Source organism: Acinetobacter towneri, from assembly GCF_001758345.1.
GTDB classification, from domain to species: Bacteria; Pseudomonadota; Gammaproteobacteria; order Pseudomonadales; family Moraxellaceae; genus Acinetobacter; species Acinetobacter towneri_A.
This window is the reverse complement of record NZ_MKQS01000020.1, coordinates 27834-42394: the sequence shown is the minus strand read 5'-3', so window position 1 is coordinate 42394 and position 14561 is coordinate 27834. Positions and strand designations below refer to the sequence as shown.

15 protein-coding genes and 1 pseudogene are annotated in these 14561 nt (G+C 41.7%); 8 read left to right on the top strand and 8 right to left on the bottom strand.

Annotated elements, in window-relative coordinates:
• A partial coding sequence (locus BJN41_RS10600; RefSeq protein ID WP_141730395.1) for a transposase occupies positions 1 to 259 on the top strand: 259 nt, incomplete at its 5' end.
• A 40-nt stretch (positions 260 to 299) separates the two neighbouring features.
• On the opposite strand, the pseudogene BJN41_RS10595 reads toward BJN41_RS10600, so the two are convergent.
• The 5 genes and pseudogenes from BJN41_RS10595 to gatC form a co-directional block, all read right to left on the bottom strand.
• Positions 300 to 701: pseudogene (locus BJN41_RS10595) on the bottom strand (NYN domain-containing protein); the annotation flags it as partial.
• Between the two features lie 129 nt (positions 702 to 830).
• Positions 831 to 1613 (bottom strand): LEM-3-like GIY-YIG domain-containing protein, encoded by a 783-nt coding sequence (locus BJN41_RS10590; RefSeq protein WP_070155100.1) that lies wholly within the window; start codon positions 1611 to 1613, stop codon positions 831 to 833.
• A gap of 72 nt (positions 1614 to 1685) precedes the next feature.
• Complete coding sequence (gene gatB, locus BJN41_RS10585; protein ID WP_019838363.1) at positions 1686 to 3161, bottom strand: Asp-tRNA(Asn)/Glu-tRNA(Gln) amidotransferase subunit GatB; 1476 nt, start codon at positions 3159 to 3161, stop codon at positions 1686 to 1688.
• Positions 3161 to 4639 carry an Asp-tRNA(Asn)/Glu-tRNA(Gln) amidotransferase subunit GatA gene (gatA, locus tag BJN41_RS10580; protein ID WP_019838364.1) on the bottom strand — a complete coding sequence of 493 codons (1479 nt, stop codon included), beginning with the start codon at positions 4637 to 4639 and terminating at the stop codon, positions 3161 to 3163. Before gatA ends, gatB begins: the two co-directional genes overlap by 1 nt.
• A 52-nt stretch (positions 4640 to 4691) precedes the next feature.
• The gene (gatC, locus tag BJN41_RS10575) at positions 4692 to 5006 is read right to left on the bottom strand and encodes an Asp-tRNA(Asn)/Glu-tRNA(Gln) amidotransferase subunit GatC (RefSeq protein ID WP_070155098.1); all 315 of its coding nucleotides are present in this window, start codon (positions 5004 to 5006) and stop codon (positions 4692 to 4694) included.
• A gap of 137 nt (positions 5007 to 5143) precedes the next feature.
• On the opposite strand from gatC, the gene BJN41_RS10570 reads away from it, so the two are divergent.
• The 6 genes from BJN41_RS10570 to BJN41_RS15625 all read left to right on the top strand — a co-directional run bounded on the left by BJN41_RS10570 (position 5144) and on the right by BJN41_RS15625 (position 9904).
• A complete protein-coding gene (locus tag BJN41_RS10570; protein ID WP_004975408.1) occupies positions 5144 to 6190 on the top strand; it encodes a rod shape-determining protein in 1047 nt (348 codons plus the stop codon).
• Between the two features lie 16 nt (positions 6191 to 6206).
• Positions 6207 to 7064 (top strand): rod shape-determining protein MreC, encoded by an 858-nt coding sequence (gene mreC / locus BJN41_RS10565; protein ID WP_019838366.1) that lies wholly within the window; start codon positions 6207 to 6209, stop codon positions 7062 to 7064.
• Positions 7051 to 7557, top strand: a complete 507-nt coding sequence (gene mreD / locus BJN41_RS10560; protein WP_070155096.1) for a rod shape-determining protein MreD — start codon at positions 7051 to 7053, stop codon at positions 7555 to 7557. The genes mreC and mreD overlap by 14 nt, the downstream gene beginning before the upstream one ends.
• On the top strand, positions 7545 to 8111 hold the full coding sequence (locus BJN41_RS10555) for a Maf-like protein (protein WP_070155094.1): 567 nt from the start codon (positions 7545 to 7547) through the stop codon (positions 8109 to 8111). Before mreD ends, BJN41_RS10555 begins: the two co-directional genes overlap by 13 nt.
• Before the next feature lie 39 nt (positions 8112 to 8150).
• Positions 8151 to 9605 carry a ribonuclease G gene (gene rng / locus BJN41_RS10550; protein ID WP_070155092.1) on the top strand — a complete coding sequence of 485 codons (1455 nt, stop codon included), beginning with the start codon at positions 8151 to 8153 and terminating at the stop codon, positions 9603 to 9605.
• 128 nt (positions 9606 to 9733) lie between these two features.
• Positions 9734 to 9904: a PA1571 family protein gene (locus BJN41_RS15625; protein WP_413772611.1), complete on the top strand. Its 171-nt coding sequence runs from the start codon at positions 9734 to 9736 to the stop codon at positions 9902 to 9904.
• A gap of 42 nt (positions 9905 to 9946) precedes the next feature.
• Here the strand turns inward: BJN41_RS15625 and BJN41_RS10545 are convergent, their stop codons facing one another.
• Positions 9947 to 11326 (bottom strand): WS/DGAT/MGAT family O-acyltransferase, encoded by a 1380-nt coding sequence (locus BJN41_RS10545; protein ID WP_070155090.1) that lies wholly within the window; start codon positions 11324 to 11326, stop codon positions 9947 to 9949.
• Between the two features lie 191 nt (positions 11327 to 11517).
• Entirely contained in the window at positions 11518 to 12249 is a 732-nt protein-coding gene (locus BJN41_RS10540; protein WP_070155088.1) for a phosphoadenylyl-sulfate reductase, read from the bottom strand.
• 193 nt (positions 12250 to 12442) lie between these two features.
• On the opposite strand from BJN41_RS10540, the gene thrH reads away from it, so the two are divergent.
• Entirely contained in the window at positions 12443 to 13060 is a 618-nt protein-coding gene (gene thrH, locus BJN41_RS10535) for a bifunctional phosphoserine phosphatase/homoserine phosphotransferase ThrH (protein ID WP_070155104.1), read from the top strand.
• A gap of 74 nt (positions 13061 to 13134) precedes the next feature.
• Here thrH and BJN41_RS10530 read toward each other — a convergent pair whose 3' ends face one another.
• Positions 13135 to 14355 carry an OmpP1/FadL family transporter gene (locus BJN41_RS10530; protein WP_070155086.1) on the bottom strand — a complete coding sequence of 407 codons (1221 nt, stop codon included), beginning with the start codon at positions 14353 to 14355 and terminating at the stop codon, positions 13135 to 13137.
• Positions 14356 to 14561 lie beyond the last annotated feature (206 nt).

Sequence of the window (14561 nt, the reverse complement as noted above, 5' to 3'; positions counted from 1 at the left end):
TCTAAATACCTTCTTTGCTTATCCAGCCGAGATACGCAAAGCCATCTATACCACCAATGCGATCGAATCATTAAACAGCGTAATACGTCAGGCGATCAAAAAGCGTAAAGTCTTTCCAACGGATGATTCTGTACGTAAAGTGATTTACCTGGCAATTGATGCAGCGTCTAAAAAGTGGAATATGCCTATTCGCGACTGGCGTTTAGCCATGAGCCGCTTTATTATTGAATTCGGTGACCGCTTAAGCAATCGCCTTTAAATTTATGAAAAGCAATTACACAAAATTATTTACAGACTCTTTGTTTCTTGCCAAATCCATAAACGGTGGCCCCTTGCTCTTTAATGCGTATTGCTAAGGCTGTAAAGTCACTGTCACTTGATACAAGGCAGAAGCCATCAAAACGGTCTGTATAAAGTAAATCCATTGCATCAATAATCATAAAACCATCGGTTGCATTTTTACCTGTTGTATAAGCAAATTGCTGCATAGGTTTAATCGCTAAATTATTAATAGCTTGCTTCCAACTACCATTTTGACTGACAAAGTTACCATAAATACGTTTTACCGTTGCCTCACCGTATTGAGTGATCTCATTTAAAATATTTTCAATATCTTTTGCAGAAGCATTATCTGCATCAATTAATACTGCTAATTTTGCTGTTTTTTCTTCTGAAACATTAAAGATCGTCTTTAAAACCATTATTTTCTCTAAAAATAAAACCCTACACAAGGTAGGGTCTTTATCTCATAAAAACAAAGAATTAGTCAATTAATCAACCAATCATATTCTTCATCAATTTATTCACCTGTGTAGGGGAATCCGACAAACTTAATCTTTGGCTTTCCATGAGTACTTTATAGGGTTACTAGCCCCTTTTTTTCTGAACTTTTCAGGAATTCTTTTGCCTAAATACTTGGTCTGAAATTCTGGAGGTGCATTTTTCCCAGTGAACCCGTATCTTTTTGAGCGTGTTTCGTGATTATAGACATCCTCACCCAACAGCATAAAGTTCGGGAAGTTTTCTTGTGTGGCTTCTAACCATTGTTCAGCCACAAATACGCCTTTGATCACACCTTGTACCGTGGCTAAAATTATTTTTGCTTTATTGGCTTCTGAAGGAGTAAGTTTCCATGCAAATCTAACTGCATCATATACGCCACGTTCTAAAGCAGTTCTATTAATTGAAATCAATAGAGCATCATCTGTAATTTCTACGGTTTCAGTTTGATATGCTGTAACAATTTCATGAATATTAGCTACTCCATATTCATTACTACCTTTGCCATTCATAATATTTGTTAGACCTGAATAAGCATCAATTAATGAAGCCTCAACAACTTCAGCCATATTTTTGCTTTCTAAAGCATGGCGATGAATAATATGGATAACATCTAAACCCGATAATTGAATATCTCTGATCTGTTTCATTTTTAAACTAAGAAGATCTTCTTCTGCATCTTTATCAGTTAGTAGCCCATTTACATGATCAAATATACGATTGTTAAGTCCACGACCGATGTAAAAGGTCGAACCATCTCTTGGATCGACTAATCGATAAACATACCATTTAAGATTTTCACAGCCTTCTGGACTGAATTTTTCTATTTTCATTTTATTAACCGTAAAAAAACCCTACATAATGTAGGGTTTTTATCTCATAAAAACAACGAATTAGTCAATTAATCAACCAATCAATTTCTTCATCAATTCATTTACTTGCGCAGGGTTAGCTTTGCCTTTCGCAGCTTTCATCACTTGACCAACAAGACCGTTGAAAGCTTTCTCTTTACCAGATTTATACTCTTCAACCATCTTCTCGTTCGCAGCAAGCACGTCTTTGATGATTGCTTCAATCGCGCCTGTGTCAGTTTCCTGTTTCAAGCCTTTTTCCGCAATAATCTCGTCCGCAGATTTGCCTTCGCCCCACATAAAGCCGAATACTTGCTTCGCGATCTTACCGTTAATCGTGTTGTCCACAATACGCGCGATCATACCGCCAAGTTTCTCAGCAGATACAGGAGAGTCCGCCAATTCCAAGCCTGCTTTGTTTAAAGCACCAGAGAATTCACCCATTACCCAGTTTGCAGCAATCTTACCTTGTGCCGCACCACCAGCCGCAGCAACTACAGCTTCGTAAAATTCTGACATTTCACGAGTCAATGTAAGTACGTGAGCATCGTACTCAGTCACACCAAAGTCCGCCACGAAACGCGCACGACGTGCCGCAGGAAGCTCAGGCATAGTTGCTTTAATGGCTTCAATTTGCGCATCAGGAATAATCACAGGCAACAAGTCTGGGTCAGGGAAGTAGCGGTAGTCATTGGCTTCTTCCTTCGAACGCATTGAACGCGTTTCCATCTTCACAGGGTCGAACAAACGAGTTTCCTGATCAATGGTACCATCCCATTCCAAAATTTCCATTTGACGTTCAATTTCAACATTAATCGCTTGTTCAATGAAACGGAATGAGTTCAAGTTTTTAAGCTCACAACGTGTACCGAATGGCTGACCCGGACGACGTAGCGACACGTTACAGTCCGCACGGAATGAACCTTCTGCCATGTTACCGTCAGAAATGCCTAACCAGCGTACCAAAGTGTGAATTGCTTTAATATAAGCAACCGCTTCTTCAACCGAACGCATATCGGGTTCAGATACGATTTCTAATAAAGGCGTGCCTGCACGGTTTAAGTCAATGCCTGACATACCTTCAAATTGGTCATGGATGGATTTACCCGCATCTTCCTCAAGGTGCGCACGAGTTACGCCAATGCGTTTCACCGTGCCATCTTCAAGTTGAATGTCGATATGACCCAAGCCCACAATCGGGTTATCCATCTGGCTAATTTGGTAGCCTTTAGGCGAGTCAGGGTAGAAGTAGTTTTTGCGCGCAAACACAGAAGCTTGGTCAATGTAAGCATCAATGCCCAAACCAAAACGGATTGCCAAATCCACCACTTCTTTATTCAATACAGGCAAGACGCCCGGCATAGCTAAATCAACAAGGCTGGCTTGCGTATTTGGGTCTTGACCAAATTCGGTTGATGAACCTGAGAAAATTTTAGAATGGGTTGCAAGCTGAGTGTGAATCTCAATACCAATCACGACTTCCCAACCATCAATCAGGTTTGATTTTGGTTTAGCAGTATTCTTCGCCATTACGCGTTCTCCTCAGCAATTGCAGCGCGTTGAGTATGCCAATCGGTCGCTTGTTGATACTGATGTACCACAGATAGCAGTTGTGATTCAGACCAGTAATTGCCAATTAATTGTAAACCCACAGGCAAGTGATCTTGGTCAAAACCAACAGGCGCACTAATTGCAGGTAAGCCCGCCAAGTTCACCGCGATGGTGTAAATATCACCCAAATACATTTCAACAGGGTCTAAAGACGCGCCAATTTTGTAGGCAGTTGTTGGTGCAGTTGGTGCTGCAATTACATCGACCTGTTCAAAAGCTTTTAAGAAGTCTTGCTGAATTAAACGACGCACTTTTTGCGCTTTCACATAGTAAGCGTCGTAATAACCCGCAGAAAGAGCATAAGTACCAATCAAGATACGACGTTGCACTTCTGCACCAAAACCTTCAGAACGTGAGCGTTTGTAAAGGTCTAAAATATCTTGAGGATTTTCTGCGCGGTAGCCATAACGCACACCATCATAACGAGAAAGGTTAGACGAAGCTTCTGCAGGGGCAATCAGATAGTAAGTTGGCACGTAGCTTTCAGTCATGTTGAGATCAATCTCAACCAATACTGCGCCCAATTCTTCTAATTTTTTTAGTGATTCTTCAACACGTGCTTTCACTGCAGCATCTAAGCCTGCCACATTGAAGTATTGTTTCGGGATACCAATGCGTAAGCCTTTTAGCGTTGTTGCATTCAGGTTCGCGACATAATCTTCAACCGCTTTATCCACAGAGGTTGAGTCTTTGGCGTCATGACCTGCCATCACATTCATTAAATATGCGCAGTCTTCTGCAGAGCGTGCCATTGGGCCTGCCTGATCTAAAGATGATGCATAAGCAATGATGCCGTAACGTGAAACACGTCCGTAAGTGGGTTTTAGACCAGTTAAGCCACAGAAAGACGCAGGCTGACGAATTGAACCGCCGGTATCGGTACCTGTAGCAAATGGCGCAAGATCAGCCGCGACCACCGCAGCCGAACCACCGGATGAGCCACCCGGTACATGGTCAAGTGCCCACGGATTTTTTGTTGCACCGTAGAATGAGCTTTCAGAGGTTGAGCCCATTGCGAATTCGTCCATGTTCACTTTACCTAAAGTGACCAAACCTGCGTTTTTACCTTGTGCCACCACAGTTGCATCATAAGGTGAGATAAAATTGTCCAGCATTTTGGAACCCGCAGTGGTTTTAATGCCTTGGGTACAAAAAATATCTTTATGCGCAACAGGAACACCTGTTAAAGCTGTCGCTTGACCCGCCTGACGTAATGCATCGGCTGCATCCGCCTGTGCCAGTGCTACGTCATTGGTCACGGTGACATAAGAGCCTACTTGCGGATCAATTTTGGCAATACGTTTTAAATAATGTTCTGTTAGTTCGCGAGAGGAGAATTTGGCTGCCGCTAAACCCTCAGAGATTTCACGAATCGATAAGCGATGTAAATCTGTCATGAGAAAAATTCTTTTACCTTTTTATGAAGTCAAAATGTAACAGCCGAATAAATTATTCAATCACACGTGGAACAAGGTACAAGCCATCCTCAACTGCAGGGGCAACAGCTTGATATTGCTCACGATGATTGTGTTCGGTTACCACGTCTTCACGTAATGGTTGCGGGTGGTCAAATGGGCTTTTTAAAGGCTCAACGTTATCGGTATTTATGCCTTTTAAGCTTTCCATCATGCCTAAAATTTTATTTAGACTTTGAGCATACTCAGTAGATTGCGTATCATTGAGTTTAAGACGAGCAAGATGGGCAATTGCTGAAACTGTTTGTGCATTTAAATCTGCAGAATGCTGAGCATCCGAGGTAGACATAACATCACCTAAAATCAGTATTAATAAAAAATTTCAAAATATCGTGCGTTATAATAAGCGATTGACTTGTTCAACGCACCACATTTAGTTAAAGTTGCCAACTTGCGTCCACATAAAGTTTAATCGAGAACGACTCCGTGATTCTAAAACGACTAATTGGCTTGTTTTCGCCAGACCTAGCCATTGATTTAGGTACAGCAAATACACTTATTTATGCGCCAGGACGAGGCATTATATTAAATGAACCGACGGTTGTGGCAATTCGTCACAGCGGTTCACAGAAAATTGTTGCCGCAGTCGGTCTTGATGCCAAACAAATGTTGGGTCGTACCCCTGCAAACATTTCTGCAATTCGCCCAATGAAAGATGGTGTCATCGCTGATTTTGAAGTGACTGAAACCATGCTGAACCAATTTATAGGCAAAGTGCATGAAAAGCGTTTATTCCCACCTGCACCGCGTGTAGTGGTGTGTGTACCATGCAAATCGACTTTGGTCGAGCGCCGTGCAATTCGTGAAGCCGTATTTAATGCGGGTGCACGTGATGTACGTTTAATTGAAGAGCCAATGGCAGCAGCAATTGGTGCAGGTATGCCAGTCGAGCAAGCTTGTGGTTCAATGGTGGTAGATGTTGGTGGGGGCACGACAGAAATCGCGATCATTTCATTACAAGGTTGTGTTTATTCAGATTCATTGCGTATTGGGGGCGATGTGTTTGATGAGCAAATCATTAACTACGTGCGCAAGGCACATGGTTGTGTGATTGGTGAAACCACAGCAGAAACCATTAAGAAAGAAGTCGGTATGGCTTTGCCAGATGAAGGTGCTAAACCACTGGAAATTGAAGTGCGTGGCCGTAACTTGGCAGAAGGTGTGCCACGTGCCATTACGGTAACTTCTGATGAAATTACCCAAGCTATTTCTGATCCATTACAAAGTATTGTATCGGCAGTAAAATCTGCACTTGAGCAAACTCCACCTGAACTTTCTTCAGATATTGCAGAGCGTGGAATTGTGCTGACTGGTGGTGGTGCGTTATTGCGTAACCTAGACAAGCTTTTGGCACAAGAAACAGGCTTACCTGTGGTGGTTGCTGAAGAACCATTAACTTGCGTGACCCGTGGTGGCGGTAAGGTCTTGGAATTCTTTGATAATCCAAACCACGATATGTTATTTGTTGGCTAATACATAGGATTCGGCGGTGCAAACAAATCTGTTTTCCAGACAACCGCCATCTTTTCGCTCTTTTATCATTGCGGTCATTACTTGTTTGGTCATCCTGTTTTTTAACTGGCGTGTTCCTCATGTAATTCAACCTGCACGTGATGTCTTGTATGCGGCATATAATCCAATTTATGCCCTTGCAAGCTATCCTGTATTGTCGCGAGAATGGCTAAGTCAACAAAGCAAGTCTGAGGCTCAATTGCGTCGTGAAAATACCGCGATGCAGGCAGAGCTATTACAGGCTCAAGTCCGTTTGCAAAAATTATCTGAACTCTCTGCAGAAAATACCCGCCTGCGTGGTCTACTCGATACTCCTCTAATCATTGATGGACGCATGGAAATTGCCGAAGTGATTGGCACAGATGCCGATCCTTTGCGTCACATTATTGTGATTAACCGTGGTTCACAAAATCAGCTCAAAGTCGGGCAAACCGTTTTGGATGATAAAGGCATTATGGGGCAGATTATCGCTGTGTATCCACACAGTAGCCGTGTCATGTTGCTTTCTGATAAGGAACATTCGCTTTCGGTGCGTTTAGAGCATACAGGCATGCGTGCGATTGTGTCAGGTACTGGCGATTTGGGACGTTTAAAAATGGAATATGTGCCGACCAGTGCCAATATTCAAGTTGGAGAAAAGGTTTATAGCTCAGGCTTGGGCGAGCATTTTCCCGCAGGATATTTGGTTGGCAGCATTACCAAAATCAGCCGACATAATTCTGGTGAGTTTGCACAAATTGATGTGATGCCTGCAGCACAATTGGCGGGTGGTCATCATGTAGTGGTGCTTTTCTCAGAATCTTTAGCGAAGGAGCAGCCAAATGCCAATCGCTAAAATTGGACAAACTCGACTGGGACAAAACAAGAATAAAGATCCACTGTTGCCGATTATTTTTTCTGTCATTGCTGCATCCGTACTTATGGTGTATCCATTGTCTTATACAGCCTCGGGTTGGCGACCATTGTTTATGTTGATGGTGACTTTGTTTTGGGTGCTTGGGCAGCCAACGTGGTGTGGCATCTGGTTCGCCTTTGGTACAGGATTGTTTGCAGACTTACTTCTCGATGCTCCTTTGGGGATGAATGCCCTGAGTTTTGTGGTGATTACTTTTGTGGCGCGTTTCCTGACTCGTGAACGCCGTATTATGACGTTTGCGAATTTATGGGTCATCAGTGCAATCGCAATTTTGGCACACCTCGCTTTGATTTGGGTGATGCAAGTCATGGGTGGGATTCAGTTCCCATTTGCGCGTCATTGGCAACCTTTACTAAGTAGTATTTTACACTGGCCTGTGCTGTATTATTTCTTGCGAAAATGGCGCATTTAATTCTCGCTTCAAGTTCACCGCGTCGTCGTGAACTCCTACAACAGCTCGGACTGGAATTTGAAATTTACAGTCCAGATATTGATGAATCTATTTTAGCGGGCGAAGATGTTGCCACATATGTTGAGCGTTTGGCGTGTGCCAAAGCCGATGCCGTTTTGCAGCTATTTCCTGATGCTATGGTGATTGCTGCCGATACCAGTTTGGGCGTAGATGGGCAGATTTTGGGAAAGCCGGAATCCAAAGTACATGCCTTTGCCATTTGGTCACAACTTTCTGGTCGARAACATGATGTTTTTTCAGGCGTTTGTGTGCGTACAAAACAGAAAAAATCCAGTATAGTGGTACGTACACAGGTTGAATTTCAATCGCTTAGCCTAGATGATATGGAAAGTTACTGGGCAACAGGTGAGCCGATTGGAAAAGCGGGTGCTTATGCAATTCAAGGCATCGCAGCACGTTATATTCCGCGTATTGAGGGCAGTTATAGTAACGTTGTTGGCTTGCCACTCTATGAAACCGTACAGTTATTACAGACAGTTAAGGCACTAAATTAACTGCTGCACAAAAATTTTTATAATGTTTTGAGTTTTATTATGTCTGACGAGTTGTTGATTAATGTCACACCGATGGAGTGTCGGGTGGCGTTAATTCAAAACGGCACGGTCAATGAATTATTCGTTGAGCGTACCGCCAAGCGTGGTTTGGTGGGTAATATTTATAAAGGCAAAGTCGTGCGCGTGCTGCCAGGTATGCAAGCCGCTTTTGTCGATATTGGCTTATCACGTACTGCTTTTTTGCATATCAATGACATGATTTGGCCGCGCAGCCAACCTACACCGAATGTCTTTGAATTATTGCAGCCTGGGCAAATTCTGACCGTTCAAGTGATGAAAGATATGCTTGGTACTAAAGGTGCACGACTAAGCACTGATCTTTCTATTCCTTCACGTTATTTGGTGTTAATGCCCTATGGTAGCCATATTGGCGTATCACAACGTATTGAATCGAGTGAAGAGCGTGAGCGTCTACGCGGGATCATTGAAACCATTCAGGCCGAGCATAAACTGCCAGGTTCAGTGATTGTACGCACAGCAGCCGAAGGCGTCGATGAGGCCGCCTTAATGCAAGATATGTGTTACTTGGCTAAACTCTGGGAATACATTCAGCGTAAACAAAAAAGTATTGCTGTGCCTTCTTTGATTTTTGAAGAATTACCATTGCCACAACGCGTAATCCGTGATTTAGCGAATGATAACACCGCTAAAATTTATGTCGATTCACGTGAAATTCACGCCAAGTTAAAAGAATTTGTGGATGAGTTTGTGCCCAATATGCACAATCGCCTGATTCATTACCCAGGTGAGCGCCCACTGTTCGATTTATACAATGTCGAAGAAGATATTCAAAAAGCATTGCAAACCCGTGTGGCATTAAAGTCGGGTGGTTATTTGATGATTGATCAAACCGAAGCCATGACTACTATTGATGTAAATACGGGTTCTTATGTCGGTGGTCGCACTTTAGAAGACACTGTATTTAAAACCAATATGGAAGCCACACAGGTCATTGCTCGCCAATTACGTTTGCGTAATTTGGGCGGTATTATCATTATTGACTTCATCGATATGCAAGAAGTGCAGCATCGGGATGAAGTTTTGAGTCAGTTTGAGCGTATGCTTGAACGAGATCATGCCAAGACCAAAATTACCCAAGTGTCTGAGCTAGGCTTGGTCGAGATGACCCGTAAACGTACCCGTGAATCTTTAGAACATTTACTTTGTGAAGCCTGCCCAACTTGTCAGGGGCGGGGATATGTTAAAACAGCAGAGACAGTGTGTTACGAAATTTTTCGAGAAATTTTGAGATATGCACGTGCATTTGAATCACAACGTGGCTTTACTGTCGTTGCGCATCCATCAGTGATTGACCGTTTGTTAACTGCAGAAGCGCCAGCAGTGGCAGATTTAGAGCACTTTATTAGCCGTGTAATTAAATTTCAGGTGGAAAATTTATATACGCAAGAGCAATACGATATCATTCTGAGTTGAAATGTAACAGGATATCGCTAAACAGTTGTTACATCTGAAATTTTACTTTTTTGAGCGAATTCTCAATACTAAGGATACAGCGTAGCCAAAGCCGAATATCTCCTTCGGTTTAGCAAATGAGGTATGTCATGGGTATGAGTGAAGTAGTAATTCAAAAGAGTTTTAAAGTGTTAGATCGTAAAGTGACACATAACGGTTATATTGTGGATGAGCAAGGTAAAGAAACTCAAATTACCACTGCAATGATTAACGCAGTTTGTCAGCAATTATTAAAACAGTGTCGTACTATTCAAAAATAAGGGGCAGCAATTGCCCCTTAATTGTTTTGATGGATTGGCCTATCAATCCACGATTTTATTGACCCCTTCAGGTGCATCAATAATCTGTTCAAAACGCTGAATTTCATCTTCCAAGTGCTGCAATAAGTTTTGCATTTTGGGTAAGGCTTGACGACAAGCGGTTAAACCAACTTCCAATTTGTCTAAATAGCTAGTCATGGTAATGTTTAAAGCTTGCCCATCTAACACAATTGAAGCAGGATAAAGCGCATCTAGTTTTGCACCATTCCAATACAAAGGTTCACGCGGACCAGGTACATTAGAAATCACCAAGTTAAAGGCCTGACGCTTTGGCATAATACCTGACAAAATATTTAAACCTGCAGCGCCGTAAACAAAAGCACTATAGTTCATAATCTGATTAGGATTCATGCGCTTAAAACGCTGCTTAGAATTTTGCACACTGCGGCGCACAATTCTTAAACGCTCAAGCGGATCTTCTTTGTGTGTACCTAAGTTGGCTAAAATCATGGTGATTCGATTGGATACTTCAGAATCGTCATCACGAATAGAGGCAGGCACCATCGCAATGAGCGGTTTTTTAGGTAAGGCATATTGGCTGAGTAAATACTCACGTAATGCGCCTGAGCAAATTGCCAGCACCACATCATTAATGGTTACGCCTAAAGCTTTGGCAATACGGTGCAAACGTGCAAACTCAAAAGATTGAGCGGCAAAACGACGTGAGGCGCTCACACGTTGGTTTAAGATGGTGCTTGGTGCTTGGAAGCTGGAGACATAATCAGGGTTACGTCCCATATCTTTGGCAACAGTTTGTGATACTTCATAAACTGCGCGAGGGGTTGCTTCAAACTGACCTTTAAGTCCACCAAAAATTTTCTTTAAACGGCTGACTTTCGGTTCTTTTAGACGTTTAGCACGTGGGCCTTCTACACACCAAGGTGGTACAATTCTTTTTGCATTTTCGTCGTGCGAAAGGGATTTTTCCACCAAACGCATGCCAGCAATACCATCTACCATGGCATGATGAATTTTAAAGAACATCGCAAAACGATTATCTTCAATACCTTCAATAATATGGCAAGTCCAGAGTGGTTTGGCGCGATCAATCAACGAGCTGTGTTCTTGTGAAATATAAGTTAATAATTCACGAATACGGCCTGGCTTTGGCAAGGCGATATGACGGAAGTGATGATCGAGATCGAATTCTTCATCTTCATCCCAAAATAGACCATTGAGCTTATTGTTAAATGGTGCAATAGGCATTGACTTTGAATTGCGAATATCGGCAACCAAGTCTTGAATAAATGTGTCTGGCGCATGTTCCGGAATTTGGAATAGGAATAATCCACCCACATGCATGGGCTGTTGACGTTTTTCGAGTGACAGGAAAATAAAATCAATAGGGTGTAATGGTCGCATATTGTGGATTGCCTCACTGCAATTTCTACGCCTGTTCTTTGCTGAACGGGCTTTTTAGAGTTATATAAGATTTAATTTCAGTATATCTTTTTTATCAAACAAATATAGTGGTTTTTGCGCCATCATCCGTCAATAAAAATCACAGTAGGTGGGTGATTTTTATTGACCTTAATAGGGTAATAGGGTGGAGATTATTTGAGATTTCCTGCATGCAGACCACATTCTTTGTGCGTTGCTTCTTCCCACCACCAACGACCTTCGCGTTCATGTTGGTTTGGGAGCACAGGGCGGGTGCAAGGTTCACAGCCAATTGAAATAAAACCTTTTTCATGCAAACGATTGTATGGGATTTCCATCATGCGAATGTAGTTCCACACGTCACTGCTTGACCAGTTTGCCAGTGGATTGTATTTAATTAGTTGTTTATTTGGACCAGCAAAACCTGCATCGGCTTGTACCACTGGAATATCTTGGCGTGTACCCGGGCTTTGGTCTTTACGTTGTCCTGTAATCCAGCCATCTAAAGTTGCCAGTTTTTTTCGTAAAGGTTGAACTTTGCGAATTCCGCAACATTCCTGATGTCCATCTTCAAAAAAGCTAAACAAACCTTTTTCTTGTACTAATTGTTGGACTGCTTCGGTTTCAGGAAAGCAAATTTCGATCTCAATATTATAATATTTGCGTACAGTTTCTAAAAATTGATAGGTTTCAGGATGCAAACGTCCTGTATCTAAACTAAATACACGAAATGGCAAACCTAAATTAGACGCCATATCAATCAGTACCACATCCTCTGCACCAGAAAAAGAAATTGCAACTTCACCCTGCTGGTTCAAAGCAAGTTTTAAAATTTCGCTAGGCGATTTGTCAGCATATTCGGTTGCGAGTGCATCAACGATATCTATAGTTGGAATGGTGGTCATAATATGTTCCTAGCATTCGGCTTGGAGAAGCTAATCTTACTGAATTAAGCGCTTATTTTAATAGAATTGTCAAAACTCTATTATCACTAAAAAATAAATGCTTATGAACTAAATAGATTTAAAAAAGAACAAGGCAAAAACCGAATCTTCGGCTATGATAGTGAAAATTTTTATTGGTATTTTGGGAGAACTCATGGAAATCGTATGTCTTGATCTTGAAGGTGTGTTAGTTCCAGAAATTTGGATTAACTTTGCTAAAAAAACTGGAATTAAAGAACTAGAAGCAACTACACGTGATATTCCAGACTACGATGTGTTGATGACTCAGCGTTTAAATATTCTAAAACAGCATGGCTTGGGCTTAAATGATATTCAAGCGGTGATTGCAGACATGGGGCCATTCCCGGGCGCGAAAGAGTTTGTAGAGTGGGTGAGCACACACTTCCAATTGATTATTCTTTCAGACACGTTCTATGAGTTTGCACACCCGTTGATGAAGCAATTGGGCTGGCCAACCATTTTCTGCCATAAATTAGAAACAGATGAAAATGGCATGATTACCGCGTATAAATTGCGTCAACCTGACCAAAAGCGCCAGGCGGTTAAAGCCTTACACGGTTTAAATTTCCGCGTAATTGCTGCGGGCGATTCATATAACGATACAACGATGTTGGGTGAAGCGGACAAAGGTTTTTTATTTGATGCACCTGAAAATGTGATTGCAGAATTCCCACAATTCCCTGCAATTCATGGTTATGCAGCATTAAAAGAAGCAATTCGTGGTGCTTCGGTACGTGATATTCCTGCTTAATCTGAAGCTGAATACAATAAAGGGCATCATTTGATGCCCTTTGTTTTTTTATGCGGTTTTAACTGTGTATTGATTTAGAAGCGGTAGCCAATACTTAATCCATATGCAACTGCATAATTATTTTCAAACTTGCCTGCTTCCGTATGTGCACCTGTGACGGCATCAGCATCACCTAACCAGAAGTATTTAAATCCTGCACCAATGAAATAATTTTCGGTAGGTGAGTAGCGAACACCTATACCTACACTCCAGTAGCCCTCAGTTGGACCTAAGGTCGTAACAGGGTTGCCGGCACCAGAATCCCAGCCTACAGATACATTGCCACCCCAACGATCATTGAACTTACGTCCTACACCAACAGCTGCAGAAATTTGGTCATCTTTATAGTCAATAAGGTTAAATCCATTAGGTTTGGTTGGTACATAACCAGCTTGGCCTAATATTTGAGTAAGCTTGCCAAATTTGTATGGTTGTACTTTAAAGTTTGACCAGTCCACCCAGCGAAGGTTGGCAAATGCAACGGTGTTCGCCATAACTCCTGTTTGGAAATCTAGATTGACAGATTGTGGTGTTGTTAATTGGGTTTTACCTGTTATAGAACTAATTTGCGTCATAGTTGCATCTAGTGTAGGGTTTTTGGTAAATCCTATTGCACCAAAGTTTTCATAAGCAGTCATTTCATGCTCAATTTCAGAGCGGTAAGTAACAGAAGCTCTAAGCGCGATTTCAGGGATTTGATACGCAACACCCGCTAACCAACCCACAGACTCATCTTCACCTGTTTTAAAATCATAACCATTAAAGGCTGAGTATGCAGTACCGCGTAAAATAACAGTACCATCTACTGTCTGATATACAGCACCTGCATATAGATTCCAATTTTCATTAGGTTGATAACCCACTAACAGGTTTAAATTTTGGGTATCAACCACAACAGAAGTACTGCCTTGAAATGGTACAGGTCTACTTTCAACAAAATTATTGTTGCCAAAATATTCAGCATCGGCGCCAAAAGGCTGATCGTAAATTAAACCAATCGAAACTTTGTCAGTTGCTTGAACTTTTAATGCAGCGTGTGGGAAGTAATAATCACCTGCCATGTCATCTGCTTGGTGTTTATCTTTGTCTTGACCAGATACATTTGGATCTAAAATTGAAATACCTGCTTCTGCATAATTACCCGGTTGTAAAAATGCAGCAATAGACTGACCAGAACGGTCTAAACCAGCAGCAAGCGCAGGTGTAAGTGGGAGAGTGCTAAGTAAAATAGCTGAATAGATTTTATTGAGCTTCATGGTCGTTCCCTGATGCTTTATGTAACAAAAAGTGCAGGAAAGGTAACATATTAAAAAAAAGAGTAAATGCTCAACTTCGCAGAATAAATGAACTGAATAAGTTATAAATAGCAGTTGATTAGAGTAAAAGTACTATTTTTAGGTCTTAAGTAAATGAATTTTATTAAATAATTTTTAAGGGTAATGTTTGAGTAAATATGAGTGTA